Here is a 25,988-nt window from a genome sequence, read left to right on the forward strand (position 1 = left end):
TTCCTTTCCTCCCCTCGCGAAGTATGTCAGTTATTGCAACACGGCTCGAACCATGTCTTCCATGGATTCCTCTTTATCCCGGCGCTCATCGATGGTGATGGATGTCACTACCCGCATGACGCCGTCGTTAAAGGGAGCACGGTGCATTTTTTTCACCGCATCCAGCACCCGGTCCAGTTCCCCTTCAATAATGGTGGACATGGGTGTTACCTGATGCTTGAGACCCGGCTCCCCCTTTAGCACCTCGTAGCAATGGCTGATATAACTGCTGACACTGGGATCATCGGTGCCCATGGGCATGACACTTACTTCCACTATAGCCATGTTTTTCTTCACTCCCTTCCGCGATAAATTCTAATGTAAAGTTACCGCAAAGGGTTTCTTTTTATACAATTAGACGGCAATATTTTCGTAAGGAGCAGGAAAGTGACGGCAAAAATCGAAATATGCTTTAGAGCAAGCAAAAAGGGGTTGGGTAAAGTGCCCAGGGAACTGGTAAGCATCAAGGGTACCCGGGAGGGCCTGGTCATCCTGCTCGATCCCAACCGGGAATTTGAAGATATCAAATTACACTTGAAACGAAAAATGGAGTCTTCCCGGGGCTTTTTCCGGGGTGCGCGCTTCACCGTTTACGGGCAAACGATCACTGGTTGCCAGCGCACCGAACTGGAAAATATTTGCCGCCAGTACGGGTTAATTCCCTCGCCGGACATATCCTGGCCCTTTGAAAAAAAGAAAGCCGCTTTCCCGGGGGAACCGGCCCGGCTGGTGCAGGGTGCTTTACGCTCGGGCCAGGAGATACGCCACCGGGGCAGCGTGGTGATCGTGGGCAACGTCCACCCCGGAGCCCAGGTGATCGCCGATGGCAGTGTCATCATCATGGGCAGCTGCCGGGGAATAATCCTTGCCGGAGCGGGGGGCAACAATACGGCCACCATCACGGCCCTAAAGTTCCAGCCGATCCGTTTATCTATTGCCGGGGTAACCGCAGACCCCGCCACTATCCCGCAAAGCAGCCCTTTCCCTTTAACTGCTAGACTGGAAAAGGGCAGGATCATTTTTGACTCCTACCGTAGCAAAACTACATGCCTGATTTTTTAAACCTTTTCCCGAGCCAAAAGGTAATGTGTGGCCAGCAAGCCAGCGGTGGACTTGGCGTCACAAATCTCGCCCCGCCAGAGCATGGCCAGGGCTTCGTCCAGGGGTACCTTCACCACCTGGACGAATTCATCTTCGTCCGGGTGCTGGCCTTCCTGGTTTAAATCCCGCGCCAGGAATAAATACATTTTTTCGCTGGTAAATCCCGGGGTGGAGTAAAAGCTGCACAGCGGCTGCCAGCGTTCCGCCCTTAGCCCGGTTTCCTCCGCCAGTTCCCTTTGGGCACACTGCAAAGGTTCCTCCCCATTTTCTATTTTACCGGCAGGTATTTCTAAAAGTTCCTTACCCACGGGATAACGGTACTGCCGGACCAGGAAAACTTCCTTTTTTTCATTCAGGGCCACGATGGCCACGGCCCCGGCATATTCCACCACTTCCCGGGTGCCGGTGCGACCGTCGGGCAAGAGCACCGTATCCACCCGCAGATTTAAGATTTTTCCCCGGTAAACCATCCGGGAATCCAGCTTCTTTTCGGTTAATGCGGACATTTTTATCCCCTTCCTGACGGCTTTTTTCATATGGCTACACGAGCCTTCTCATTTTCCCCAAAACAAGACCGGGCAAAAGGGCGTAGTCCTCGGTAGGCAGGTGGCGGGAGGCTGAAGCATCAAAGAGAACATTCCCCGAGGGAGGAAATTCCTCATCTCCCAGCCACAGGACAAAGGTTATGGGTATTTTTGGCAAAACCGGCACACTTACAGCCACGTCCCCCATTTCCACCCGCCTCCCTCCTAACATTTCCGCAGCACGCACCAAAAGTTCCGGCTTACCTCCGAAGATGCCCACCAGAGGGCGCACTGCACGGTTGTTAAAGGGGCCGACATAAATAAATCCGCCGGGCAGCTCCTGGAAGGAAATTAATCGCCCTTCCACCTGGGCCGGACTGGCCTTGGCGAGATAATGCAACAGGGTAATCTGTACTTCCTTGGGTACTTCTGCCCCGCCAGCTGCATCCATAACCTCACCGCCGGGATATTTCACCAGGTAGTACGAGCCAAGAAAGGGCACAATGAATTCCGCCGCTTCCGGCCGGTAAGTTACGGCTGCGTTAAAAGCCATGCTTTCCGGCTCCCGCAGGGCAAATTCCTCCTTTGCCTGCCGATGGGCAGGTTCAAGGTTCATCCAGGCCAAGATAATCCCCTCCCGAGAAAGTATCACCGCTTTAAACAGGCTTCGTCGCAAACGGAAGCTTTTCCTCCCCCAAAATGATCGAATCGCTGAAAGCCGGCAGGGTACTGCCGCCTTAATGTATATCTGAAACTATTCTGTACAAGATCTAAGTGAGAAACTATTCTTTCGGAGGTGTCCGGCCATGGACCTTGTACACTGGGAACCCTTTCACGAGCTTCGCCACCAAATGAACCGGCTTTTTAACAGCCCCTGGTTCCGGGGGGTGCCGGGTTTTTTTGGTCCTGAAGGCATCAGCCCCCGGGTGGATATTTACCAAACGGATCAGGAGGTTGTGGCCACAGCCGAACTGCCCGGGATAGCTTCCAAAGACGACCTGCAGGTAACCCTTACCGAAAATACCCTGAGCATTAAAGGGGAGTTTAAAAGAGGAACCGAGCAAAGACAGGAAGGTTACTACCACAGCGAACGCTATTACGGCACTTTCAGCCGCACCCTGCCCCTGCCGGTGGAAGTAAAACCGGAACAGGCGAGGGCCAGCTATAAAAACGGTATTCTGGAGGTACGCATTCCGAAAAAAGAACCCGGCAAGAGGAATATTTACCGGGTAGACGTTCAATAGCAAACAAATCTTCCCACGGTACTGCGGCAACTAAGCAAAACCCGGCAGACAGTAGCCGGAGCCTGAACAGAGGGCTCCGGCTTGCTATTGGTATATATTTGAGCGGCCATCTGGCGCCTGGGAATGGAAGACCCCGACAGCTGGAGAGTTCTTAGCGACAAATTTACCATCGAAAAGTAATTACGACGGCCGGACCCACGAGCCATTTTTTCTTACCAATTCAAGAAAGGATTTCCCGTCCTCAAAGAGAAATATTAAACATACCATAAATGAAAAATGTCATTTTTTCCCGCATGAAGGAGAGAGTACGATTTGACCGCCCGGGTTGGCATTCCCTGTTCATTGCTGTACTTTCTTTATTATCCGACCTGGAAAACCTTCTTCAACGAACTTGGGGCTCAAGTAATCCCTTCCGGAAACACTACCAGGGAAATGCTTGATCTGGGAGTGAAGGAAGCCCTGGCCGATGCCTGTGTGCCCATTAAACTATACTTCGGTCATGTGCAGGCTCTGATCGGCCGGGTTGATTATTTATTTATCCCGCGGGTGGTCTGTTTAAACAAGGAAACAACCTACTGCCCTAAATTTCTGGGACTACCCGATATGATCCGGCATTCTTTTAAAAAAATCCCCCCGCTTATTGACGTACGCATAGACGTACGGGAAGGATGCAACGCCCTGGCAAAAGCTTACCAGCAAGCGGGGCTGGTCCTGGGTGCCACCCGGGGAGCCATCGCTCTTGCCTGCCGCAAGGCCATGGCCGTAGAACGCCGGTTTTTCTCCCTGCTGCAGGAAGGCTGGCAACCTCTGGAGGCCATGCAAATTTTAAATACGGGCATCCGGCCTCAAAAACAAAAAGGCCGGCTGGTTTTTGCCGTACTGGGCTACCCTTATCTCGTTTACGATCAGTACATCAGTGTGGGCTTGCTGGGCCGGTTAAAAAAAATGGGGGTAGAAGTGATCACTGTAGAAAACCTGCCGCCCCGAGCGCTGTACAGGCAAAATGACCACCTGGACAAACGCCTGTTCTGGACCCTGGGGGACCTGGTCCTGCGGGCGGCCCATTATTTTTTCCGGCACACAAGGATCGACGGGATTATACACCTGACGGCCTTTGGCTGCGGACCCGATTCACTGGTAGGCAAGTTCCTGGAAATGGCTGCCCACGAGCACCAAACCGTCCCTTTTATGAGCCTGTCTATCGATGAACACAGCGGTGAAGCCGGTATTGCCACCCGGCTGGAAGCCTTTGTAGACATGGTATGCCGCAAAAAAGAGGTGTGTCTTTAGTGCCCAGAGTTACTTTCCCCCATGTGGCGGAATCCTATCGCAGCTTTAAAATGCTCATGGAAGATCTGGGTAATGAGGTCATCCTCCCTCCCCGCCCCAGCAAGCACACCCTGGACCTCGGGGTACGCTACGCCCCGGAATTTGCCTGTTTCCCGGTGAAAATACTCCTGGGCACTTATCTGGAAACCTGCCCGAAAGGGGTGGAGCTTATCGTCACCAGTGGCGGGGTGGGACCCTGCCGTGCCGGTCATTACGCGCAGCTACACAAAAAAATCCTGCATTCCCTGGGCTACCCCGTTGATATTGTTGTTTTTGAACCGCCACGGCTTTATCCCCTGGACTTTTTGCATAACATCCAGCGACTGAATCCCCGGCGCATGTCTTACCGCGCCATTTACGAGTGTATCCGGCGAGCCTGGCGTAAACTCCAGGCGCTGGACAATGTAGAAAAACTAACCCACAAAGTACGCCCCAGGGAAACCATCCGGGGTGCCACCACCCGTACTTACCGCCGGGTGCTGGAATGGATAGACAGGGCCTACAGCCTTGTGGAAATTGAGGAAGCCGAACGAAGTGCCCTTGAAGAACTGCAAAAGGTACCCCAGGATCCAAACCGGGATGTCTTAAGGGTGGGTATTGTAGGTGAAGTATATGTCCTCCTGGAACCGGCCAGCAACCTGGAAATTGAAGAAACCCTGGGGAACCTGGGGGTAGAGGTGGAAAGATCTTTATTTTTAACTGGCTGGACCAGGGACAACACCTGGGCAGAAACCACCGAGGGCCTAACGGTGAAAGAGGCCGCCATGCCTTACCTGCCCGAACTGCTGGGGGGGCACGGCCGGGACTCCATTGGCAACACGGTGCTTTATGCCAAACGGGGTTTTGACGGGGTCATTCAGCTCGCCCCCTTCACCTGTATCCCGGAGATTGTAGCCCGCACCATTTTGCCCCGGGTAAGCGAAGAACACAATATCCCGGTGCTGACTTTCTTCCTGGATGAACAAACGGGCAAGGCAGGCATGACCACCCGGCTGGAGGCTTTTGTGGATTTAATGCGGCGCAAAAAAGCCGCCCGCCGCCCGGCATAAAAGGGCCGCCGGGAAAAGTGACGTTTACAGTTAGTAAAATGCATTAGCTTTCAAGCTCATTTAAGCGGTTTTGAAAAGCATCATCTACAGTCTATTATGCAGCAGGAAGGGAAGGATATGAAAGCTTACCTGGGTATAGATGTGGGTTCGGTAAGCACCAACATTGTGATTTTAAGCGAGGCCGGAGAAGTCCTCACCGGCCTTTACTTGCGTACCCGGGGCCGCCCCATTGAAGCCATCCAGAGCGGTTTAAAGGCAGCCAGGGAGAGCCTCAAACCGGGCGTGGAAATAGCAGGTGTCGGTACCACCGGAAGCGGACGCTACCTGGCCGGCGTCATGGTGGGAGCAGACGTGATCAAGAACGAAATCACCGCCCATGCCGTGGCCGCCTCAATGCTGGTACCCGATGTACAGACGGTTCTGGAAATAGGCGGACAGGATTCCAAAATTATCATCCTGCGCAACGGCGTGGTGGTGGACTTTGCCATGAACACCGTCTGCGCTGCCGGTACAGGTTCCTTTTTGGATCAACAGGCTGCCCGGCTGAATATCCCCATCGAGCAATTTGGCGAACTGGCCCTGCAATCAACCAACCCGGTACGCATTGCCGGTCGCTGTACGGTATTTGCCGAGTCGGATATGATCCATAAACAACAAATGGGCCACGCCCTGCCGGATATCATTAACGGTTTGTGTGAAGCCCTGGTGCGCAACTACCTGAACAACGTGGGCAAGGGTAAGGAAATTCTGCCCCCTGTGGTGTTCCAGGGAGGAGTGGCCGCCAACATCGGTATTAAGGCCGCCTTTGAACGGGCCCTGGGCATGCCCGTGCTGGTACCGGAACATCATAAGATCATGGGTGCCATTGGCGCCGCCCAGCTGGCTGCCGAGAAGGTGGCCGGAACCGGCCAGACCGGGTTTAAAGGTTTTGGTATTACGGAACTCCCCTATCATACGAGGAGTTTCGAGTGTGACGGTTGTCCCAATGCCTGCGAGATTGCCGAGATTTATGAAGAGGATAGGGTTATCGGTCGCTGGGGTGCCCGCTGCCCCCGCTGGGATGTAATCTAGAGAGGAGAAAGCCACTTGTCGCCAGAAGTAGCTCTAGTCGCAACCTGGTTATTGCTGGGATTAATGGTGGGCAATGGTCTATGGGTGGCCTGGGATGCCCGCCGACGGGGCAAACCGCTGGGAGAAGTCATTGCCTGGGGGCTGTTTTCCACCGCTTTCTTTGGCATCGGGCTGGCGCTATACCTGATGTGGGGCCGCCACCTGCCCTCCGAAAACAACGACCGGAAAAGCTGATCTCCCGCCGTTATCAAGAATTAGGCTGCCAGGGGCCCGGGTATAACCTTTTATGGTGATTCCCGGGCCGTGCGGCACTTTTTTACTTGTAAAGTGCCGTCCACCCTTTTGTATACTAACGTAGACTATTTACATCTTTTAGAGGTAATTCACTATCCCTTGACGGTACTTTTTTTCGCAAAAGCCTGCTGTCGCGCCGCATATACGGCAAATCGGGGAAATAGTCAGTTTTGGCACAACTTTGTGACAACTATTCCCGCGGCTCTCTTCCCCAATTCCCTTCTTAATTTTGGTATAAATTTTGCTTTGCCTGATGTCTTGCGACTTGTGTGGTAAATTGACAAAACATATACAAGCGGTACGTCAAGTTTGCACAGGCACAAATGGAGGGGGGATAAATTTTGCGGGAAACGGTAATCGTCAGTGCAGCCAGAACGCCCTTTGGAAAGCTAGGCGGGGTTCTGGCGCCCCTCACTGCCGTTCAGCTGGGGGGTATGGTGATTAAAGAAGCCATCCAGCGGGCGGGCATCAACGGGGACCAGGTGGAAAACGTGATCATGGGGCAGGTGCTGCAGGGCGGCTGCGGCCAGATTCCCTCCCGCCAGGCCACCCGGCTGGCGGGGTTGCCCTGGGAGGTGCCCTCGGAAACCATAAACAAGGTCTGTGCCTCCGGCCTGCGGGCGGTAACCCTGGGCGACCAGATCATCCGGGCCGGCGACGCCGACATCATTGTTGCCGGCGGCATGGAAAGCATGAGCAACACGCCCTACTTTGTGCACGCCCGCTGGGGCCTGCGCATGGGTGACACCAGGTTTGTCGACCTGATGGTCCACGACGGCCTGTGGTGCGCCTTTTACAACCGGCACATGGCCATCCATGGCGGCGAAGTGGCCAGAGAATACGGCGTCTCCCGGGAAGAACAGGATGAATGGGCCCTGCGCAGCCACCAGCTGGCCATCGCGGCCATAGACGGCGGGCGGCTGAAGGAAGAAATTGTGCCCGTGGCCGTACCCCAGAAAAAGGGCGACCCGAAAGTGGTGGACACGGACGAAGCGCCCCGGCGGGACACCAGCCTGGAGGCCCTGCGCCGCCTGCCGCCGGTTTTCGACCCCAACAACACGGTTACGGCGGGCAATGCCCCGGGGGTCAACGACGGGGCGGGAGCTCTAGTGCTGATGTCCCGGGAAAAAGCACACGAGCTGGGCATAAAACCCCTGGCCACCATACTGGGGCATGCCTCCGTTTCCCAGGATGCCAAATACATTGCCACCGTACCGGGGCTGTCCATCAACAAACTGCTGGCTAAAAAGGGGCTCACGGTGGACGCCATTGACCTTTTTGAAGTGAACGAAGCCTTTGCGGCCGTGGTCCTGGTCAGCGCAAAGATTGCCAATTTACCGAAAGATAAAATTAACGTTAACGGCGGCGCGGTGGCTTTCGGCCATCCCATTGGCGCCAGCGGCGCCCGCATCCTGATGACGTTAATCTACGAGCTTCGCCGGCGGGGCGGCGGTTTGGGCATTGCGGCCATATGCAGCGGCGCCGCCCAGGGCGATGCCCTTCTGGTTCGGGTAGATGACTAAAAAGTCACGTAAGGAGCTGAGTTAAATGACCCTGGACTTTGACCTTACCGAAGAACAACTGATGATCCGCGATACCGTGCGTAAACTGGCCCAGAACGAATTTGCCCCCCGGGCGGCAGAAATTGACAAAGAACACCGCTTCCCCCGGGAAAACCTGAAAAAGCTGGCCGAGCTGGGCTTGATGGGCATACCCATCCCCGAAGAATACGGCGGTGCCGGGTGCGATTTTCTATCCTATATCATGGCCATTGAAGAAATCTCCCGTGCCTGCGCCTCCACCGGCGTAATCCTGGCGGTGCACACCTCTCTGGGGTGCTTTTCCCTCCTCCATCACGGTACGGAAGAACAAAAGAAAAAATATCTAACCAGGCTGGCTACCGGTGAGTGGCTGGGCGCCTTTGCCCTTACCGAATCCAACGCCGGTTCAGACCCCTCCAACCTGTCCACCAGCGCCCGGCTGGAAGGGGACCATTACATTGTCAACGGCAGCAAGATCTTCATCACCAGCGGCGGGGAAGCGGACCTCTACGTCACCTTCGTACGCACCAGCCCGGGCAAGGGGCACAAGGGAATCACCTGTCTTTTAATAGAGAAGGATACCCCGGGCTTTACCATTGGCAAAGTGGAGGAAAAGATGGGTCTCAACGGTTCCCGGACCACGGAGCTGATCTTTGACAACGCCAGGGTGCCCCGGGAGAACGTGCTGGGCCAGGAGGGCGAAGGCTTCAAGGTGGCCATGGCCCTTCTGGACGGCGGCCGCATCGGTATCGGCGCCCAGGGTCTGGGCATTGCCCAGGCGGCCTTAGACGTGGCCCTGGAGTATTCCAAGCAGCGGGTGCAGTTTGGCCGTACAATAGCGGAATTCCAGGCCATCCAGTTCATGCTGGCCGACATGGCCACCCAGATCGATGCCGCCCGGCTGCTGGTTTACCGGGCCGCCCGGCTGAAAGACAAAGGGCTGCCCCACTCCAAGGAAGCCTCCATGGCCAAGATGTATGCCACGGACACGGCCATGTTTGTCACCACCAATGCGGTACAGATCCTGGGCGGTTACGGCTACTGCAAGGAGTATCCTGTGGAGCGGTACATGCGCGATGCCAAGATCACCCAGATCTATGAGGGCACCAACCAGATCCAGCGGCTGGTCATTGCCAAAAACCTCCTGAAGTAGCAACGAAACTCCACCAGCGAAAAATTTATTTTAGAAAGGAGACATGCCATGAACCACCGGCGACTGGAGAAAGGATTCGTGCACGTGTACACCGGCAACGGCAAGGGCAAGACCACCGCCGCCCTGGGGCTGGCCCTCCGGGCCATCGGTCACGGCTACCGGGTGTTCATGCTTCAATTCATGAAGGGGAGCAAGGAATACGGCGAGATTAAGGCGGCTGAAAAGTACTTACCCGAGCTGACCATAGTGCAATCGGGCCTGGAAACTTTTGTAGATAAGGAAAATCCTTCCCCGGAAGATATCGCCCTGGCCCGGCAGGGTCTGGATATGGCCCGCAAGGTGATCATGGAAGGTAATTATGACCTGGTTATCCTGGATGAGATCAATGTGGCTGTTGATTTTGACCTGATCCCTCTGGATGCGGTTTTAGACCTGATTCGAAATAAGCCGAACCACGTGGAGTTGATCCTCACCGGCCGGTATGCCCATCCCAAAATCATTAAGGCGGCTGACGTGGTAACCGAAATGAACCTGATCAACCATCCCTATTATGACGGCGTTGAGGCCCGGAAAGGCATTGAATACTAGGGGGGATCCCATGAACAACCTGGTAGAAAAAATGCTGCAGGGCGACCGGCGCAGCGCGGCCAAGCTAATCACCTTGATTGAAAATGATGCACCGGAAAAAAGGGATGTTTTAAAGCAAATATATCCCCATACCGGCCGCGCCCATGTGGTGGGTATCACCGGGTCCCCGGGGGCAGGCAAGAGTTCCCTGGTCGACGAACTAACCAGGGAAATCCGCGGTGAGGACCTGAAGGTGGGTGTGATTGCGGTGGATCCCACCAGCCCCTTCTCAGGTGGAGCCCTTCTCGGAGACCGCATCAGGATGCAGGAACATGCCACTGACCGGGGAGTGTTTATCCGCAGCATGGGCACCCGGGGCAGCCTGGGAGGGCTGGCCGAGGCCACGCGGGATGCGATCAGGGTGCTGGACGCCTTTGGATGCGACGTTATCCTGGTGGAAACGGTGGGGGTTGGCCAGTCGGAACTGGACATAATGCACCACGCGGATACTACCCTGGTCGTCCTCACCCCCCAGGCGGGAGATCACATCCAGACCATCAAGGCCGGGATCATGGAAATTGCCGATATTTTCGTGATCAACAAAGCCGACCTTGAGGGGACCCGTAAAATGGTCACCGATATTGAAGCTATGCTGGACTTAAGTCCGCTGGTGAACGGGTGGCGTCCTCCGGTGGTGACCACCATTGCCATAGACCACCGGGGCATCCCGGAACTGTGGGCTACCATTAAAAAACACAGGGCCTGGCGTAAGGGTAACAAGGGCGAAACAAACAGGGAAAGGGTGCGCCGGGAGCTGGCGGAAATAATTCAGCGCCAGCTTGCGCACCTGATTTCCCGGGATCTGGACAGGCATTACGAACACCTGGTGGAAAAAGTGGCCGCGCGCCAGCTGGATCCATATTCGGCAGCCATGGATATAATTAGACAATCCTGGAAAGGAGGATTAACGCAATGAACGATCAACCGAAAGGGATCAAGGAGGGCCTGGAAAAATGGCGGGAAAACCGCTGTCAGATGAAGGACCGGGACTTCCGGTTTGAAACCGTTTCCGGTATGGAGGTTAAAGACCTCTACACTCCTCTGGACATCGAGGATCTTGACTATGCGCGGGATCTGGGGTTCCCCGGTGAATACCCTTTTACCAGGGGGGTTTACAGGAATATGTACCGGGGCCGGCTGTGGACCATGCGCCAGTTTGCCGGCTTTGCCACGGCCAAAGAATCCAACAAACGCTATAAGTATTTGCTGGAAAAGGGGCAGACAGGGTTAAGTGTAGCCTTTGACATGCCCACCATCATGGGTTACGACAGCGACCATCCCCGGTCCCTGGGTGAAGTGGGCCGGGTGGGTGTGGCCATTGACTCCCTGCAGGATATGGAAACCCTTTTTGACGGCATCCCCCTGGATAAGGTGAGCACCTCCATGACTATCAATGCCCCGGCTGCCGTCATCTGGTGCATGTATATTGCCACCGGGGAAAAACAGGGCGTGCGACCGGAAAAGCTTACCGGCACCATCCAGAATGATATTTTGAAAGAATACATCGCCCAGAAGTCCTGGATTTTCCCGCCGGAACCCTCCATGCGCCTGATCACCGACATATTTGCCTACGCCAGCCGTCACGTCCCCAAATGGAATACCATCAGCATCAGCGGCTATCACATCCGGGAAGCCGGCTCCACAGCGGTGCAGGAACTGGCCTTTACCCTGGCCAACGGTTTTGCCTACGTGGAAGCCGGCATCAAGGCGGGGCTGAATGTGGATGACTTTGCCCCCCGCTTGTCCTTCTTCTTTAATGCCCATATCGATTTCTTTGAGGAAATCGCCAAGTACCGGGCCGCCCGACGCATCTGGGCACGGCGGATGAAGGAAAAATACGGCGCCAAAGACCCCCGCTCCTGGTTGTTGCGTTTCCATACCCAGACGGCCGGTTGCAGCCTGACCGCCCAGCAGCCGGAAAACAACATTGTACGCACCGCCTACGAGGCCCTGGCTGCCGTGCTGGGAGGCACCCAGTCCCTGCATACCAATTCCATGGACGAAGTGCTGGCCCTGCCCACGGAAAAGGCGGTACAGATTGCCCTGCGCACCCAGCAAATCCTGGCCTATGAGACTGGGGTGGCCAATGTAATTGATCCCCTGGCCGGTTCCTATTACGTGGAAGCCCTGACCAACAAGATGGAAGAAGAAGTGGAAAAATATTTTGAAGAGATTGAAAAGCGTGGCGGTGTCCTGGCCTGCATCGAGCAGAACTTCTTCCAGCAGGAAATTGCCGACGCCGCCTACCGTTACCAGCGGGCCCTGGACAGCAAGCAGCGGATCCTGGTGGGTGTAAATGAATTTGTCAATCCCGATGAAAAGCTGGAGATCGAAATCTTAAAAATCGATCCCAAAATTGAACAGGAACAGGTGGCCCGGTTGCAAAAGCTACGCCGGGAGCGGGATAACATCCGGGTCAGGGAAACCCTGGAGGCCCTGCGCCGGGCCTGTGAGGGGACGGAAAACGTCATCCCCTACATCCTGGACTGCGTGCGGGCCTATGCCACCGAGGGGGAAATAATCCAGGTCATGCGGGAAGTGTTTGGGGAGTATAAAGAGAAACCAACGTTCTAGCAGGAGGCAACAAGGCAATTTTCCTCTTAACCCATACTGAATACTTGACTGGTGAAGGAGGGCAAAGTAAATGGCCAGAAAGATCAGAGTGCTGGTTGCCAAACCAGGCCTTGACGGCCACGACCGCGGTGCCCGTGTTATCGCCCGGGCGCTGCGGGATGCCGGTATGGAGGTAATTTATACCGGTTTGCACCAGACACCGGAACAAATCGTGGAGGCAGCCATCCAGGAAGACGTGGACGTGGTCGGTTTAAGCATTCTTTCCGGGGCCCATATGACCCTTATTCCCAGGGTGACACAGCTGCTCAGGGAAAACGGTGCCGATGACATCATTGTCATTGGAGGAGGTACCATCCCCGAGGACGATATAAGGGCCCTTAAGGAGGGCGGCTGGGTTAAGGAGTTGTTTACTCCCGGCACTCCCCTGGAAGCCATCGCCGAGTGGATCCAGACCAACGTAAAGTTATAACCGCCCATTTTTCATTGCACAAATCCTTTTTGACGCCACCAACAGAGGTCCGGTGAGTGCTGGGGAGGTCGAGCGATAGTTTGGCCTGCGAGGCTCACCGGAGAGCGCGTGCAAACGGTGGGCAAGTGCTATTTCAGAACAGCTTTATTATGTCCATAAAGTATTCTGGGGGAACCATACATTTTACGGTTCCCCCTTTTCGATGTCCACTAGCACCCGCAGCCACTGCTGCCTTCGGGGGCGGGTATGTCTTTTTCCACAATCTCCAAAAGACACCTGAGGGCATAATCCACCTCGTCGGGCCGGTTAAAATACGAAAAGCTGAAACGGACCAGTTTTTGTTCAAATGTACCCAGTGTCCGGTGAGCGTCGGGGGCGCAGTGCAGCCCGGCCCGGCAGGCAATGTTATACTTTTGATCCAGAATGGTGCCAATATCCCCCGCTGGCCGATTTTTTACGGCAAAGGAAACCACCGGAGCCCGACGTGCTGCATCCTGGGGCCCGTATACCCGTATGCCCTCAATTTTCTTGAGTCCTTCCAGGAACTGCCTGGTCAAATCCTGCTCGTGCCGCCGGATTTTCTCCATGCCCTCCCGACGGATAAATTTAACCCCCGCCCCCAGGCCGGCCAGGCCCACCGTGTTCAGGGTGCCGCTCTCGTAGCGCTCGGGCAGCACCTCCGGCTGGCCCGGCACATCCGAGTGGCTGCCGGTCCCCCCTTCTTTTAACGGCGTCAGTTCCAACCCCTCGGCCACATACAATCCCCCCGTCCCCGGCGGGCCGAACAGGCTCTTATGGCCGGGAAAAGCCAGCAGGTCAATGTGCATCGCTTCTACGTCAATATCCAGCACCCCCGCCGTCTGAGCGGCATCCACAATGAACCGCAACCCCTTTTCCCGGGCCAGGCGGCCGATTGCAGCCACGGGCATGATGGTTCCGGTCACATTAGAGGCATGGGTCATGATAATGGCTACGGTATCAGGCCGAATAGCGGCGGCCACATCTTCCACCCGGATGGCCCCGGTATGGTCGCAGGGCACCTTGGTTACCTCCACCCCCCGGCCCTGCAGGACATGGAGGGGGCGGGTAACTGAATTGTGTTCCATGGAGCTGGTAACCACATGCTGCCCGGGCTTTAGCAGCCCCTTGATGGCCAGGTTCAAGGCTTCGGTGGCATTCAAGCCAAACACGATGCGGTCGGGATCCCGGATGTTGAACAGGGCGGCCAGTTCCTTCCTCGTTTCGTCCACCAGGCGGTTGGCTGCCAGGGCCAGCTTGTGCCCCGCCCGCCCCGGGTTGGCCCCCACTTCCCGCAGGCAATGCTCCATGGCTGCCAGCACTTCCGGCGGCTTGGGCCAGGAGGTAGCCGCGTTGTCGAAGTAAATCAATTTATTTTCTCCCCTTTTCACCCCTGGTGAAATGGCCTTGCTTTTTTAATATAGCCGTTTTACTGACCAGTATATGCAATAACCCTGGGGCAAATAGGGGGCAGGGAACTACCCATCCTTACGCCTTAGCCCGCATCCCGCAAGTAGTGCTACGGTCGTGTTCGAAAAGCAAAAATAACATTAACGAAAAACCGGCGGATTTCACATCTAACCTTCCACCAGCCCCCGCTCAATTAACTTTGCCTTTACCGTGGGGTAATAGTCCAGGTTGGTGTGGGGTAGAAATTTGCTCCCGACGAATTTATTCATAAAGACCTGGTTGGCGTTGAGCTCGAAGTAAGTGATGTTACGGGCAATGGCCTCAGCCTCCGCGCGCTTCCGGTTGGAGAGCAGCACCAGCCGCGCCCCTTCTCCCGAAGCGTTGCCCAGGCGTACCATTTTATCCCGGGGCAAATCGGGGTAAAGGCCGATGGTGATGGCCGACTCCAGGTGCAGGTACTGGCCAAAGGCACCGGCGGCATAGAAGCGGCTGATGTCGGAAAGATCGCAGCCCACACTTTCCAGCAACAATTCCAGGGCAGCATTAACCGCCCCCTTGGTGCGCATGAGATTGTTGATGTCCACCTGGGTAACCACAATGTCCTTGCCGGTAGCTGATTCCGACGCGGGCACTACCACGAACTCCCTGCGCCCGTCCTTGAAACGCCCCGCCCGGTCGACGATACCCGCCAGCAAAAGTTCCGCCAGGCAGTCCACCAACCCGGAGCCGCAAATGCCCATGGGGGGCGCACCGCCGATGGTTGTGTAGCGGACCTTGCCACTTTCGAGATCGATAGACACGCTGTCTATGGCCCCCGGCTCGGCACGCATGCCGCATTCCGCCACACCACCCTCCAGGGCCGGCCCGGCGGCCCCGGCGCAGCCCACCAGCCAGTCCCGGTTGCCCAGAATAATTTCCCCGTTGGTGCCAATGTCTACAAACAAAGAGAGCTCCGGCTGCTGGTGCAAACCACTGGCCAGTACGCCGGCAATCACATCCCCGCCCACGTAACTGCCCACGGAGGGCAGGCAGTAGACGGGCGCCAGGGGGTTAATTTCTAATCCCAGCTGTCCGGCGGGTATAAGGCCCGGGTTGTTTACCACCGGAATGTACGGGGCCATGCAAATGCGGGAGGGATCCAGCCCCAGAAGCAGGTGAACCATGGTGCTATTGGCACCTACAGCAACGGCGCTGATGTTACCGCCGGTCAACCCATGTTCATCGGTTAAACGCCTGATCAGCCCATTCAAGGTATCCAGAATGGCCCGTTGCAATTGCTCCAGGCCCCCGGGCGTGCCCGCCAGGTATATGCGGGTAAGGATGTCCTCCCCCAGGCCAACCTGCCCGTTGTAATCCGCTGCCGTGCCCATAATTCGCCCGTCGTGCATGTTCACCAGGTAAACCACCACGGTGGTCGTGCCGATATCTACGGCCAGGCCGTAATGGCGTTTGACGGTATCTCCGGGTTCCACATCCACCAGGTTCCATACCCCGGGAGCCCCCGCCCCCACTGTGACCGTTACCCGCCAGTCCGCATCCCGCAAAACAGTGGGAATGCGGCGCATTGCCGCCAGGGGCACAACTACCGGCCCCACTAATTTCTCTAAAGCCGCTGCCAGCCTGTCCACATCGGCCCGGTTGTCCTCCAAACCTGGTTCCGTGAGCTCCAGGTAAATCTTCCTGGTCAGGGGATCCAAAACAATCTCTTCCCTGAACACCCCGCCGGTCAAAATCATCGCTTTGTCCGCCACGTTTTACACCTCGTTTAACCACTCTGATGCTAGAATTATAACATAACTGTCTTGAGAAGAATGATTTCTTTTCTTGATGTTGATCATTAATTTGTTCTTTGTAACAAAATCGTAACAGTTTCCCAACTACTTTGTGATAATTGAAGGGTATAATAAGCCCAGATAAAAATTCAGCTCAAGGAGGTGAATCCCATGAAAAAGAAACTGGTGATCATCCTGGCCACCGTCCTTGTCCTGGCCATGGCCGTCCCGGCCCTGGCAGCCACCGTATCCGCCGCCCTCACTCCGGAGCAGGCCAAGGAGTTGAGCGCCCTGCATCAGCAAATAATCAACCTGAGAAAGCAAATGATAGACAAGTACGTGGAATATGGCCGGCTCACCCCGGAACAGGGCCAGCAAATTAAGGCCAACCTGGACGCCAGGCAGAAATTCTTTGCCGAAAATCCCGACCGCTTTGCCGGGTACGGCCCGGGCGTCTGCCCCGGTTTCGGCCCCATGGGCGGGAGGGGCGGTTGGGGGAAGGGTCCCGGCTGGGGTATGATGGGCGGTTACTGGAACAGTAACCCCAACCCCGCGCCTTCCACCGGCAGTTAATCCTGGAAATAATTAAAGAGGGCTGGTACACAAAAGGTACCAGCCCTCTTTTTCGATCGTTTCTCAAAAACTACCCGGCCAGCGAGCGGGGCAACCGCGTCACTTATGCATTTTTGTGGGTTTTGCGAAACGTTTTATTTAATCAGCAGTTTTTCATTATCCATCGTAGCAGTTTCCAGGGAGATGGTAAAGGTAGCCCCTTGCCCCGGCTCGCTGTCCACTTTGATCTCCCCGCCATGCAGGTCGATGATCTGTTTGGCAATGGCCAGGCCCAGGCCGCTCCCGCCCCCGACCCGCCGGCGGGAGGGGTCACCTTTGTAAAACCGTTCCCAGATCAGGGGTATTTCATGGGCCGGAATCCCCGGTCCCGTATCCTTCACGGCAACCTCCACCCTGCCGGCCACCTGCCGGGCCGCAACTTCCACCCGGCCGCCGGCAGGCGTAACTCTCAGGGCATTATCAATCAAGTTATATAGTACCTGGGCCAGGCGGTCGCCGTCGCCGCAAACCGGCGGCAACACTTCCGGCAAATGCACCTCCAGTATCGTCCCCTTTTCCCCGGCCACACCGGCAAACCGCTCCACCACCTGGTTAACGAGCGCTTTCATATCCACCGGCTGTTTGCGCAGGGTGATCCGCCCTGATTCCATGCGGCGCAGGTCCAGGAGGTCATCCACCAGGCGGCGCAGGCGTAAAATTTCTTCCAGTATGTTTTGCAGGTATTCCCGGCGCTGGCTCTCATCCCGGGCCAGGCCGTCCAGGATGGCCTCGGTATAACCCTGCATAATGGTCAGGGGTGTGCGCAGCTCGTGGGAAACGTTAGCTACAAATTCCTTGCGTGCTGCGTCGATCTTTTGCAAGGCGGATATTTTTTCCTGCAATTCCCGGGAAAGGGTGTTGAGCGACTGGGCCAGGGCCCCAATTTCGTCCCTGGAACGCACCGTTACCTGGCGGGTAAAATCTCCCTGGACCATGGCCCGGGCCACCCGGTCCATTTCCACCAGAGGCCTGGCCAGGGTGCGGGAGAGGAGGAGGCCGAGCAATGTAGCCATTAAAGCCCCCAGGGCCAGGGCATAAAGACTGGATTGCTGCAGGGCCTTAAGGTTTGCGGCCAGGGGAGCCACCGGAGCATGAATAAACAGCGCTCCAAAGACCTGCTTTTCCTTTTGCAGGGGGATGCCGGCTAACACCACATCGGCATTAAAAAAGGGGTTATATTCCCGGCGCACAACCCTTTCACCGGCCAGCACCCGCTGGATCTGTTCCCGGTCAAAGGGCATCATGGCGGCCAAACTCCCCCCTTCACCGCGGCTGACAAGCGGTGTGGGGCAGGGCGCACCATCCCTTGCCTCCTGGCCAAACCGGGGCTGGAAGGATTGCTCATCGTTTGCTCCACCTCGCCAGGGCGCTCCCTGACCCCGGCCACCCCTGGGCCAGAGGGCTCCACCCATGTAGGGCATCATGTGGCCCATGCCCATGGCCTGCCAGTGCTCCACCAGCCCCCGGGGGTCAACCACCATCACGCTGGCATTCATCAACCGGGCGAGCAAGTCCACCTGCCGGGCCGCCAGATAGGGATCCTGCTGTTCCACCAGGATTTCCGCCAGCCTTTCCCCTTGCGCCACCAACCTGGCCGTTTGCTGTTCGTAATAGATTTTTTCCAGGATGCCGGCCTGGAACAGCGCAGATAACCCCAAAACCCCTACCACCAGAACCAGCATGGCCAGCCAGAGTTTGCCTACAATTCCCCGCAGCTTCATTTGTTCACCTCAAATTTATAACCCACACCCCATACGGTGACAATGCATTGGGGTGCTCCCGGAACACGGGACAACTTTTCCCGGAGCCTGGTAATATGGGTATCCACCGTCCGCATTTCACCAAAGAAATCATAACCCCATACTTTTTCCAGCAACTGTTCCCGGGTGAATACACGGCCCGGGGATAGGGCCATCACATAAAGCAAATCGTACTCCTTGGGAGTAAGGTTAACTACCTGCCCGTTGACTTCTACCTTCCGGGAAGAGGGGTCGATGGTCAACCCGTCATAAACAAGAACCTCCGGATCGTTTTTCTCCCCTCCAAAACGGCGCAGGACCGCTTTCACCCGGGCCACCAGTTCCCGGGGGCTAAAGGGCTTAACCACATAATCATCGGCCCCCAGTTCCAGCCCCAGCACCCGGTCAATCTCATCCCCCCGGGCGGTGAGCATAATGATGGGCACCGGGTTATCCCGCTTGCGAATCTCCCGGCATACCGTCCAGCCATCGGTATTGGGCATCATAAGATCAAGAATCACCAGATCAAAATGCTCCCGGGCAAGATAATCCAAAGCGGCGGCTCCATCGGCGGCCTCCACCACTTTGAACCCTTCTTTTTCCAGATACATACGCACCAATTCTCTGATCTTAACCTCATCGTCGGCTACCAGAATTCTTTTCACTTAGATCCCCCGGAAACAATATAACATAAAAACATTTAGGCGTAAAATTAGGGCCCACCACTTCCGGTGCGGCCCCCGGCTTTAAATCGGCTGCCCTGTCGGTCCTCCAAACCAGGAACAAAAACGTATGGCCAGTCTGACCAGAGGATTTTTCAAGCTACCCTGCAGGCGACGGTATTGCTCCTGGCAACGCTGCAGTTCCTTTTGGGTAAAGCGCAGGGAACGTTGTGCTTCTTCTCCCTTTTCCAGCGCCTCTTTCAAGTCGTTGCTTAAAAGGCTGATTTCTTCCCGCAGCTGCCTTTCCTCCTGTAAGGCCATTTCTTGAACCCGTTCCAGTTTTTGTCTGAGTTCTACAATTTCCGTCTGCAGCTCCGCCACCCTGGTGGCATGCTGTTCTTTCAACTCAGCTAACTTGCTCTTGTTTTCCCGGTCCCGCTCTTTATATTGCTGCAGCTTGGTAAACATGGTTTCCAGGCTGGCCTGGTTCTTGGCCAGCACCTGGCGCAACTGGGCGATTTCCTGTTCGCCGTCCCGGGCCCTTTTTACCCAAAGGCGGCATTGATGCAGGATACTGTTGGCCTTGGCCTCCAGCTTGTTGATGTGCTCCCGGTAGCGTAATATTTCCTTCTTGCGCAGGGAAAGAAGCAAATCCTTTTCCGCCATCTGGGTCACCAGGTATTCATGATGGGCCACTTCCTCTGCCCGCTGGGCAAGGGCCGCTGCCGCCTCCCGGTAGGCGGCATTTACCTCTTGCAATTGCTGCTCCAGCGTGCTTATCTTTCTGCGCCAGCGCTCCCGGTCCCGGTGCCAGCGAGCCTTTTGACGATTCAAAGCGGCCAGGTAGCGTTTCGTCAGGGCCTCATAGGCCGACTGTACGCCGGGGTTGTAAGTCCATACCCCTTCCCCCACCATCTCGAAATAGGGAAACTTCCTGAGTACCCCCTCGATAGCCGTTACCGTGGTTTGGCGCCAGGCATTGACCACTTCATAAATCTGCTGCAGGCTTAAACCCTGGGGATGGGTTTTTAAAGCCTTGATCACCAGATGTTTCAGGGCATACTGGCCGGCCTCCACCTCCCATTCGGTCAGCCCCCAGTAACCGTTGTCCAGCTGAATAAAGCGCCCATCGGAAATAAGGCTGGCTTCCTCAGCCACCAGGCGCCTGTTTTTCTTGTTTTTACCCCAGGCAGCACCTTTCAGCTCCTTTAAACTCATGGGCTTCTGGCGTTTGAGCAGCAGGGCATAAAAAGCATCATTTTCCCGGTTTCCTTCCAGATCCAGGTGCCAGGCGTTGCGGTTATCCACAAAAAAACAGGGATGTTGACGCAAACAAAGCACGACCTTTTCTTCCACCTGGGAGAGGGTGTAATCACGCATCATCCGCTTGTGCACGTAGGGGGTTAATTCCGCTACGGTTAAAGAATCAAAGAAAAACAGTGTTTTCTTTAAAACGTCGGTCAGGGAATAGAGTTTTCCTTCCATGGTAAAAACCCCACCTTCCTTCCTAACTTCTGAGAAATAATGGATCTATTCCCTGACGCCTGTTGTTTCCCCTGCAAAGAAATGCCACTTTTTACCACTTTTTTCCTGCATAATTCAACAGAAAAATTTCTATTGTCATCCAGGCGACAGGCAGGTTATAATTGGATCAAGCAAACGGTTGATTTAAGGGGTTGAATGGTCAAATACAACCCTGAACGTTTTCGAGCATGATAATCCCCATCCACTGGTTTTTAGGGCTGAATGGTCAAATACAATCCTGAATGGTTGGATGGCCATTCCGGACAAAAAACATCGGAGGTGAACATCATGAGCACCGCCTGTGCGGAGATAGGAAATGTGTTCCAGGTAATTACTCCCCACGGGGTAGCTTTTCTAGAAGGGCCTGTAAGCGGCGATTACCTGGACACATTAGCCTTCGATGAAAAATTAAATAATTTTCGCCAGCCGGAAAAACAAAAAGCGGCCCTGAAGGAAATTGCCGATCTACCGGAAGGCATGGTTTACATTGTGCGCGTAGGGGCAAAGGTGGTTGGTTATGTTACTTTCTTGCCGCCGGACCGCCACAGCCGCTGGAGCAAGCACCCGCGGGTGTTGGAGCTGGGAGCTATTGAAGTCAGCCCGGACTGGTGGGAATATAAACTGGCACGGAAGCTACTGGAGCTGGCCTTTTCTAACCCGGTAATGGAGGATTATATTGTTATCACCATAGAGTTTTGCTGGCACTGGGATCTGCGGAACACGGGCCTTGACGTGTGGCAGTATCAGAAAATGCTGACTAAACTTTTCGGCTCGGTGGGAATGCAAAAGGAACTCACCGATGATCCCGATATCCTGGAACACATAGCCAACGTGCTCATGGTTCGCTACGGAAAGCGGGTACCCCAGAAAGACATCGAACTATTTAAGGAAATGCTCTTTATGCGGCAAGGGGTGTTCTTCCGGGAGCAGTGTAAATAAAGGTTAAAAAAGAGTTAAAACCTCTCCCGCTGGTGGAAGAGGTTTTTTCGTTTACTTAAGGCTGTAGTTGGGAGCTTCCTTGGTGATAACCACATCGTGGGGATGGCTTTCCCGCAAGCCGGCCGGTGTGATGCGCATGAACCGGGTTTTGGTTTTGAGTTCGTGGATGTTCCGGCAACCACAATAGCCCATGCCAGCCCGCAAACCTCCGATAAGCTGAAAAACAGTTTCAGACAGGGGTCCCCGGTAGGGAACGCGCCCCTCCACTCCTTCCGGAACCAGTTTGAGCTGGTGCTCCTGAAAGTAGCGGTCGCTGCTGCCTTCCTTCATCGCCCCCAGGGAACCCATTCCCCGGTAGACCTTATAGCTGCGTCCCTGATAAATTTCAATTTCCCCCGGGCTTTCTTCCGTTCCGGCAAACAGGCTGCCAATCATCACCACATCCGCCCCGGCAGCGATGGCCTTGGTAATATCCCCGGAATATTTAATCCCGCCATCGGCAATAATGGGCGTATTGTGCGCCATGGCCTCCTGGGCGCATTCATAAATGGCGGTAATTTGAGGTACTCCCGCGCCGGCCACTACCCGCGTGGTACAGATGGAACCGGGCCCGATGCCTACCTTAACCGCATCGGCGCCGGCCCGGATCAAATCCCGCGTTCCTTCTGCAGTGGCCACATTACCGGCAATCACGGCCACCTCGGGATATTTGCGTTTGATCCTGGCCACGGTTTCCAGTACTCCCTTGCTGTGGCCGTGGGCGGTATCCACCACAATGGCGTCCACACCGGCACGAACCAGGGCGTCGGCACGTTCTTCCGTATCGGCGCTGACACCCACCGCCGCTGCCACCAGAAGCCGTCCCTTTTTGTCCTTGGCCGATAAAGGATACTGGCGCGCTTTTTCAATATCCTTGATGGTTATTAGCCCCCGCAGGTTAAAATCCTCATCGACAATGGGCAATTTTTCCACTTTGTGCCGCCGTAAAATTTCTTTGGCCTGCTCCAGGGTTGTCCCCACCGGAGCCGTAACCAGGTTATCCCTGGTCATTACCTCCCCTACCGGTTTACTGAAATCCCGCTCAAACCGGAGGTCACGGTTGGTCAGGATACCTACCAGTTTACCATTGACGGTTACTGGCACCCCTGAAATGCGATAACGTTCCATTAACAATAAGGCTTCGCTGATGGGGCTTTCCGGGGACAGGAAAATGGGATCGGAAATTACCCCGTGTTCCGACCGCTTAACCCGGTCCACTTCCAGGGCCTGCCGTTCAATGGACATATTTTTGTGAATTACCCCGATCCCGCCTTCCCGGGCAATGGCAATGGCCATGCGGGATTCGGTCACCGTATCCATGGCAGCACTCATCAGGGGGATATTTAGCTTAATATCCCGGGTGAGGTAAGTGGTGGTGTCCACCTCCCCAGGCAATACCTCGGATTTTGCCGGAATGAGCAGAACATCGTCAAAGGTAAGGCCGAACTTGGCAAATTTTTCTGGGTACAGCATAAATCCCTCCTCAATTTGTTGCCTTTTTTATATTCGTCTATTATAGCACAACCCGCCCCTTCTGTGCGTGAAAGTATAGTTAAATTTTTTAACATAAAATACCAGGGTCCTGGGCTGATTAAATCTATAGACCCAGGACCTTTTTCAACAGGACTCAGTTTGCAATTCTCCCTTAAACTAACGGAATGACTGTCTATGCGGACGGGAACAATACTGGTGAGGAGGTGTTGCCGCATGCCAAATCGTCAAAACAAATTATTGGTACCGGCAGCTGACTCCCGCCTGGATGCCCTGAAATACGAGATAGCCAATGAACTGGGGTATCCGTTGCATGTTGGTGAACGCGTGGCCACTCCCCAGAACTGGAACCGCATTTTAGATCAGATGAAGTACGAAATTGCTCACGAATTGGGGCTCACTCCACACATTAAAAACGGTTACTGGGGAAACTTGAGCTCCCGGGCCTGCGGCGCCGTGGGTGGACGCATCGGCGGCAAACTCGGCGGTAATATGGTCCGGCAGATGATAATGTTCGCCGAACAGAGCCTGCTCAAGTAGTTGTTGGCCGGGGAGGTGGCCTGACCACCTCCCTATTCCTTTTCTATAATGGAACCCTGCGAGAGAACAAGCAATCGAAAACCAGGCGCTAATCCTGTCCCATAATGGAACCAATACCATATCGCTCGAAACGGTCACGCAGATGGTAAATAAGTTTTTCGGTCACTCCAAATTCAGCGGCCATTTCCGCATCGCTCTTGCCATTTTTCAACCCTTCGATGAATTCATCAAAATCTATGCCCACTTCTTCGGTCTTTGTTTTAAGGCTTGGTTCAGTACTCCATGGGACGCGGGAACGGATGTATTCCTCCATAGCCATCACTCCCGGCTGCTTATCTTCTTTTATATTGTCCCATGGGCAAAGTTTTATTATTACTATTGAATTTAAGCCACCAAAATTTTGTGGAATTTTACGCTGGTTAAGCGAACCAATCGCCGCAGTACTGTTAAATCTAACTATAAGCCGGCACGATTAAACCCGTGCCGGCACGTTTTTCCCCTAGTGGTGGTTGGGGTAAGAAATGATCTTTTTTTCCCAGGTGCGAAAGACCACCTGCTTGTCGTCCCGGAACACCATATACCTGGGCAACACGGGGGTTTTCCCCAGGCCACCCGGGGCGTTGATGATATAGGTTGGTACGGCCAGCCCGGAGGTGTAACCCCTCAGTTTTTCCATAATCTCAATTCCCTCATCCACGGAAGTAATAAAGTGCCTGGTTCCTTTGACCTCTTTGGCGTGGAAGATGTAATAGGGACGGACGCGGATGCGCAAAAGGGTTTGGTTCAGTTTTTTCATCACATGGGGATTATTGTTGACCCCTTTCAGCAATACGGCCTGGTTACCCAGAACCACACCCGCCTTAACCAGGCGATCACAGGCCTCCTTTACTTCCGGTGTGATCTCCAGGGGGTGATTGAACTGGGTGTTGATGTATATGGGCGGGTGCTTTTCCAGGATGGCACACAGCGCAGGCGTAATGCGCTGGGGCATGGTCACGATGGCTCTGGTCCCGATGCGCTTTATTTCCACGTGAGGGATGGCGTCCAGTTCGCTCAATAACCAATCCAGGCAACGATCACTTAAAAGCAGGGCATCGCCGCCGGTAATCAGAACGTCCCGGATTTCCGGATTGGCCCGGATGTAATCCAGGGCTGCCTTGAGGACTTCCCTGGGCTGATGCCGGTCTATTTCCCCGATATTGCGGCGCCGCTGGCAGTGGCGGCAATACATGGCACACTGATTGGTCACATTGATAATCAGGCGGTCGGGGTAGCGGCGAGTAATGGCCGGTGCCGGGTTGGTAAAAGCCTCGGCCATGGGATCTTCACTGCCACCACTATCGTTCAACTCGGCCTCCTGGGGCACTGACTGCAGCCAGATGGGGCCACCAGGACTGTCAACAGCCAGCAGGCTGGCGTAGTAAGGAGAAATGGCCCACCGGAAACGTTTTCCCACCTGAGCAATACTCTGCCGCTCCTCGGATGTTAAGTCCACGATCTGGCTCAACAGGTCCACATTGGTAATGCGGTGGGCCATTTGCCAGTGCCAGTCTGCCCACTGCTCTTTCCCGGCATTGAAAATAGCCAGGATTTTTTCCCGGGCTGCTTCCAGCGGTTCTGCCAGATCAAGACCGGTTAATATCTTATCTTTAACCTGCAGGTAATCGCGAATACGCTCTTTTAGCTCCCGGGCCCGTTCCAGGGAGATGCGACGTTTTTCTTCGGGATCAAATCCAGCCGGAGGCATTGGAAAAATTGCCATTTTTAACCCCTCCTTATGCAAAGTTTTGACAAACACGTAAAAAACCCCCAGGAATTTTTCCTGGGGTGGAAGACAGCAAGCAAATACCCAGCTACGACACACAGGCAGAGAAAAAAAGCTGTGTGCCAGCCCAAGCACATGTCCTCCCTTCCACGCTTACGAAGTTAGCTGACGGGTTCGGGTTGAAAGGATAACCCTACCCCCGGGAAACCTGGTACAACGCCACGCATCAAGGGCGCCTCGTTTCCAGGGGGATTCACCCCAGGAAAATGGGTCCTCCGCTTCTTTGGGTAAAGAATTAAGCGTTCAGGACATAAAATATTTAATTGTTAACTTCCTTAAATTGTATCATCTTTAGAACAAATTGTAAATAGTTTTTGAGTATAATGAGCTATTTGCGTTGTAAACATTTTTGCCCTCTGGGAGGCTAACGCCCATACCAGACATGGACGTTTTCCAAGGCAT

The 25,988-nt window shown here is 54.9% G+C and carries 26 protein-coding genes and 1 riboswitch; of the genes, 15 read left to right on the top strand and 11 right to left on the bottom strand.

Annotated features, from left to right (window positions below; genetic code table 11):
• Nucleotides 1-30 precede the first annotated feature (30 nt).
• Nucleotides 31-324 (bottom strand): MTH1187 family thiamine-binding protein, encoded by a 294-nt coding sequence (locus D7024_RS10690; RefSeq protein WP_121451795.1) that lies wholly within the window; start codon nt 322-324, stop codon nt 31-33.
• Nucleotides 325-426: 102 nt separating this feature from the next.
• On the opposite strand from D7024_RS10690, the gene D7024_RS10695 reads away from it, so the two are divergent.
• Nucleotides 427-1,101, top strand: coding sequence for a septum site-determining protein MinC (locus D7024_RS10695; RefSeq protein ID WP_121451796.1), 675 nt, complete (start codon nt 427-429; stop codon nt 1,099-1,101).
• Here D7024_RS10695 and D7024_RS10700 read toward each other — a convergent pair.
• Nucleotides 1,098-1,646 (bottom strand): NUDIX hydrolase, encoded by a 549-nt coding sequence (locus D7024_RS10700; protein ID WP_121452544.1) that lies wholly within the window; start codon nt 1,644-1,646, stop codon nt 1,098-1,100. The genes D7024_RS10695 and D7024_RS10700 overlap by 4 nt on opposite strands.
• A 34-nt stretch (nt 1,647-1,680) precedes the next feature.
• A complete protein-coding gene (locus tag D7024_RS10705; protein ID WP_243113850.1) occupies nt 1,681-2,280 on the bottom strand; it encodes a DUF3786 domain-containing protein in 600 nt (199 codons plus the stop codon).
• 190 nt (nt 2,281-2,470) lie between these two features.
• On the opposite strand from D7024_RS10705, the gene D7024_RS10710 reads away from it, so the two are divergent.
• The 11 genes from D7024_RS10710 (at nt 2,471) to icmB (ending at nt 13,015) form a co-directional block, all read left to right on the top strand.
• Nucleotides 2,471-2,908 carry an Hsp20/alpha crystallin family protein gene (locus D7024_RS10710; RefSeq protein ID WP_121451798.1) on the top strand — a complete coding sequence of 146 codons (438 nt, stop codon included), beginning with the start codon at nt 2,471-2,473 and terminating at the stop codon, nt 2,906-2,908.
• Between the two features lie 312 nt (nt 2,909-3,220).
• The gene (locus D7024_RS10715; protein WP_121451799.1) at nt 3,221-4,198 is read left to right on the top strand and encodes an acyl-CoA dehydratase activase-related protein; all 978 of its coding nucleotides are present in this window, start codon (nt 3,221-3,223) and stop codon (nt 4,196-4,198) included.
• A complete protein-coding gene (locus D7024_RS10720; RefSeq protein ID WP_121451800.1) occupies nt 4,198-5,286 on the top strand; it encodes an acyl-CoA dehydratase activase-related protein in 1,089 nt (362 codons plus the stop codon). The genes D7024_RS10715 and D7024_RS10720 overlap by 1 nt, the downstream gene beginning before the upstream one ends.
• 117 nt (nt 5,287-5,403) lie before the next feature.
• The gene (locus D7024_RS10725; RefSeq protein WP_121451801.1) at nt 5,404-6,357 is read left to right on the top strand and encodes an acyl-CoA dehydratase activase; all 954 of its coding nucleotides are present in this window, start codon (nt 5,404-5,406) and stop codon (nt 6,355-6,357) included.
• 15 nt (nt 6,358-6,372) lie between these two features.
• A complete protein-coding gene (locus tag D7024_RS10730; protein WP_121451802.1) occupies nt 6,373-6,591 on the top strand; it encodes a hypothetical protein in 219 nt (72 codons plus the stop codon).
• 401 nt (nt 6,592-6,992) lie between these two features.
• Nucleotides 6,993-8,174, top strand: coding sequence for an acetyl-CoA C-acetyltransferase (locus tag D7024_RS10735; RefSeq protein ID WP_121451803.1), 1,182 nt, complete (start codon nt 6,993-6,995; stop codon nt 8,172-8,174).
• Nucleotides 8,175-8,199: 25 nt separating this feature from the next.
• Complete coding sequence (locus D7024_RS10740) at nt 8,200-9,345, top strand: acyl-CoA dehydrogenase (RefSeq protein ID WP_121451804.1); 1,146 nt, start codon at nt 8,200-8,202, stop codon at nt 9,343-9,345.
• Between the two features lie 27 nt (nt 9,346-9,372).
• Nucleotides 9,373-9,933, top strand: coding sequence for a cob(I)yrinic acid a,c-diamide adenosyltransferase (gene cobO / locus D7024_RS10745; protein WP_341467002.1), 561 nt, complete (start codon nt 9,373-9,375; stop codon nt 9,931-9,933).
• 10 nt (nt 9,934-9,943) lie between these two features.
• Entirely contained in the window at nt 9,944-10,888 is a 945-nt protein-coding gene (gene meaB, locus D7024_RS10750) for a methylmalonyl Co-A mutase-associated GTPase MeaB (protein WP_013822306.1), read from the top strand.
• Nucleotides 10,885-12,546, top strand: a complete 1,662-nt coding sequence (locus D7024_RS10755) for an acyl-CoA mutase large subunit family protein (RefSeq protein WP_121451806.1) — start codon at nt 10,885-10,887, stop codon at nt 12,544-12,546. The genes meaB and D7024_RS10755 overlap by 4 nt, the downstream gene beginning before the upstream one ends.
• Before the next feature lie 70 nt (nt 12,547-12,616).
• The gene (gene icmB, locus D7024_RS10760; RefSeq protein WP_121451807.1) at nt 12,617-13,015 is read left to right on the top strand and encodes a coenzyme B12-dependent isobutyryl CoA mutase small subunit; all 399 of its coding nucleotides are present in this window, start codon (nt 12,617-12,619) and stop codon (nt 13,013-13,015) included.
• 209 nt (nt 13,016-13,224) lie between these two features.
• Here icmB and D7024_RS10765 read toward each other — a convergent pair whose 3' ends face one another.
• Nucleotides 13,225-14,403: an aminotransferase class V-fold PLP-dependent enzyme gene (locus D7024_RS10765; protein ID WP_121451808.1), complete on the bottom strand. Its 1,179-nt coding sequence runs from the start codon at nt 14,401-14,403 to the stop codon at nt 13,225-13,227.
• 207 nt (nt 14,404-14,610) lie between these two features.
• Nucleotides 14,611-16,179 carry an ASKHA domain-containing protein gene (locus tag D7024_RS10770; protein ID WP_121451809.1) on the bottom strand — a complete coding sequence of 523 codons (1,569 nt, stop codon included), beginning with the start codon at nt 16,177-16,179 and terminating at the stop codon, nt 14,611-14,613.
• Between the two features lie 207 nt (nt 16,180-16,386).
• On the opposite strand from D7024_RS10770, the gene D7024_RS10775 reads away from it, so the two are divergent.
• On the top strand, nt 16,387-16,788 hold the full coding sequence (locus tag D7024_RS10775; protein WP_121451810.1) for a YckD family protein: 402 nt from the start codon (nt 16,387-16,389) through the stop codon (nt 16,786-16,788).
• 134 nt (nt 16,789-16,922) lie between these two features.
• Here D7024_RS10775 and D7024_RS10780 read toward each other — a convergent pair whose 3' ends face one another.
• The 3 genes from D7024_RS10780 to D7024_RS10790 all read right to left on the bottom strand — a co-directional run bounded on the left by D7024_RS10780 (nt 16,923) and on the right by D7024_RS10790 (nt 20,713).
• Nucleotides 16,923-18,548 carry a sensor histidine kinase gene (locus D7024_RS10780; RefSeq protein WP_121451811.1) on the bottom strand — a complete coding sequence of 542 codons (1,626 nt, stop codon included), beginning with the start codon at nt 18,546-18,548 and terminating at the stop codon, nt 16,923-16,925.
• On the bottom strand, nt 18,545-19,231 hold the full coding sequence (locus D7024_RS10785; RefSeq protein WP_121451812.1) for a response regulator transcription factor: 687 nt from the start codon (nt 19,229-19,231) through the stop codon (nt 18,545-18,547). The genes D7024_RS10780 and D7024_RS10785 overlap by 4 nt, the downstream gene beginning before the upstream one ends.
• A gap of 81 nt (nt 19,232-19,312) precedes the next feature.
• Nucleotides 19,313-20,713 carry a phage-shock protein gene (locus D7024_RS10790; protein ID WP_121451813.1) on the bottom strand — a complete coding sequence of 467 codons (1,401 nt, stop codon included), beginning with the start codon at nt 20,711-20,713 and terminating at the stop codon, nt 19,313-19,315.
• Nucleotides 20,714-21,040: 327 nt separating this feature from the next.
• Here D7024_RS10790 and D7024_RS10795 point away from each other — a divergent pair, with 327 nt between their 5' ends.
• Nucleotides 21,041-21,691 carry a GNAT family N-acetyltransferase gene (locus D7024_RS10795; RefSeq protein ID WP_121451814.1) on the top strand — a complete coding sequence of 217 codons (651 nt, stop codon included), beginning with the start codon at nt 21,041-21,043 and terminating at the stop codon, nt 21,689-21,691.
• A gap of 51 nt (nt 21,692-21,742) precedes the next feature.
• Here D7024_RS10795 and guaB read toward each other — a convergent pair whose 3' ends face one another.
• Entirely contained in the window at nt 21,743-23,200 is a 1,458-nt protein-coding gene (gene guaB, locus D7024_RS10800; protein WP_121452545.1) for an IMP dehydrogenase, read from the bottom strand.
• A 237-nt stretch (nt 23,201-23,437) separates the two neighbouring features.
• Between guaB and D7024_RS10805 the strand changes: the two genes are divergently transcribed.
• The gene (locus tag D7024_RS10805; protein WP_121451815.1) at nt 23,438-23,761 is read left to right on the top strand and encodes an alpha/beta-type small acid-soluble spore protein; all 324 of its coding nucleotides are present in this window, start codon (nt 23,438-23,440) and stop codon (nt 23,759-23,761) included.
• A gap of 88 nt (nt 23,762-23,849) precedes the next feature.
• Here D7024_RS10805 and D7024_RS10810 read toward each other — a convergent pair whose 3' ends face one another.
• Together D7024_RS10810 and eam are read right to left on the bottom strand one after the other, a co-directional pair.
• Nucleotides 23,850-24,074 (bottom strand): cyclin family protein, encoded by a 225-nt coding sequence (locus D7024_RS10810; protein ID WP_121451816.1) that lies wholly within the window; start codon nt 24,072-24,074, stop codon nt 23,850-23,852.
• A 186-nt stretch (nt 24,075-24,260) separates the two neighbouring features.
• The gene (gene eam, locus D7024_RS10815; protein ID WP_121452546.1) at nt 24,261-25,523 is read right to left on the bottom strand and encodes a glutamate 2,3-aminomutase; all 1,263 of its coding nucleotides are present in this window, start codon (nt 25,521-25,523) and stop codon (nt 24,261-24,263) included.
• Between the two features lie 138 nt (nt 25,524-25,661).
• Nucleotides 25,662-25,838: riboswitch (cyclic di-AMP (ydaO/yuaA leader) on the bottom strand.
• Between the last annotated feature and the right edge of the window lie 150 nt (nt 25,839-25,988).

This window comes from Desulfofundulus salinus (assembly GCF_003627965.1).
GTDB lineage: Bacteria > Bacillota > Desulfotomaculia > Desulfotomaculales > Desulfovirgulaceae > Desulfofundulus > Desulfofundulus salinus.

Bases quoted from the DNA above. Each gene is read 5' to 3' on its own strand.
- D7024_RS10690 (WP_121451795.1), bottom strand. From the start codon at position 324: ATGGCTATAGTGGAAGTAAGTGTCATGCCCATGGGCACCGATGATCCC.
- D7024_RS10700 (WP_121452544.1), bottom strand. From the start codon at position 1,646: ATGTCCGCATTAACCGAAAAGAAGCTGGATTCCCGGATGGTTTACCGG.
- D7024_RS10705 (WP_243113850.1), bottom strand. From the start codon at position 2,280: ATGAACCTTGAACCTGCCCATCGGCAGGCAAAGGAGGAATTTGCCCTG.
- D7024_RS10710 (WP_121451798.1), top strand. From the start codon at position 2,471: ATGGACCTTGTACACTGGGAACCCTTTCACGAGCTTCGCCACCAAATG.
- D7024_RS10725 (WP_121451801.1), top strand. From the start codon at position 5,404: ATGAAAGCTTACCTGGGTATAGATGTGGGTTCGGTAAGCACCAACATT.
- D7024_RS10740 (WP_121451804.1), top strand. From the start codon at position 8,200: ATGACCCTGGACTTTGACCTTACCGAAGAACAACTGATGATCCGCGAT.
- meaB (WP_013822306.1), top strand. From the start codon at position 9,944: ATGAACAACCTGGTAGAAAAAATGCTGCAGGGCGACCGGCGCAGCGCG.
- D7024_RS10755 (WP_121451806.1), top strand. From the start codon at position 10,885: ATGAACGATCAACCGAAAGGGATCAAGGAGGGCCTGGAAAAATGGCGG.
- icmB (WP_121451807.1), top strand. From the start codon at position 12,617: ATGGCCAGAAAGATCAGAGTGCTGGTTGCCAAACCAGGCCTTGACGGC.
- D7024_RS10770 (WP_121451809.1), bottom strand. From the start codon at position 16,179: ATGATTTTGACCGGCGGGGTGTTCAGGGAAGAGATTGTTTTGGATCCC.
- D7024_RS10775 (WP_121451810.1), top strand. From the start codon at position 16,387: ATGAAAAAGAAACTGGTGATCATCCTGGCCACCGTCCTTGTCCTGGCC.
- D7024_RS10780 (WP_121451811.1), bottom strand. From the start codon at position 18,548: ATGAAGCTGCGGGGAATTGTAGGCAAACTCTGGCTGGCCATGCTGGTT.
- D7024_RS10790 (WP_121451813.1), bottom strand. From the start codon at position 20,713: ATGGAAGGAAAACTCTATTCCCTGACCGACGTTTTAAAGAAAACACTG.
- D7024_RS10795 (WP_121451814.1), top strand. From the start codon at position 21,041: ATGAGCACCGCCTGTGCGGAGATAGGAAATGTGTTCCAGGTAATTACT.
- D7024_RS10805 (WP_121451815.1), top strand. From the start codon at position 23,438: ATGCCAAATCGTCAAAACAAATTATTGGTACCGGCAGCTGACTCCCGC.
- D7024_RS10810 (WP_121451816.1), bottom strand. From the start codon at position 24,074: ATGGAGGAATACATCCGTTCCCGCGTCCCATGGAGTACTGAACCAAGC.
- eam (WP_121452546.1), bottom strand. From the start codon at position 25,523: ATGGCAATTTTTCCAATGCCTCCGGCTGGATTTGATCCCGAAGAAAAA.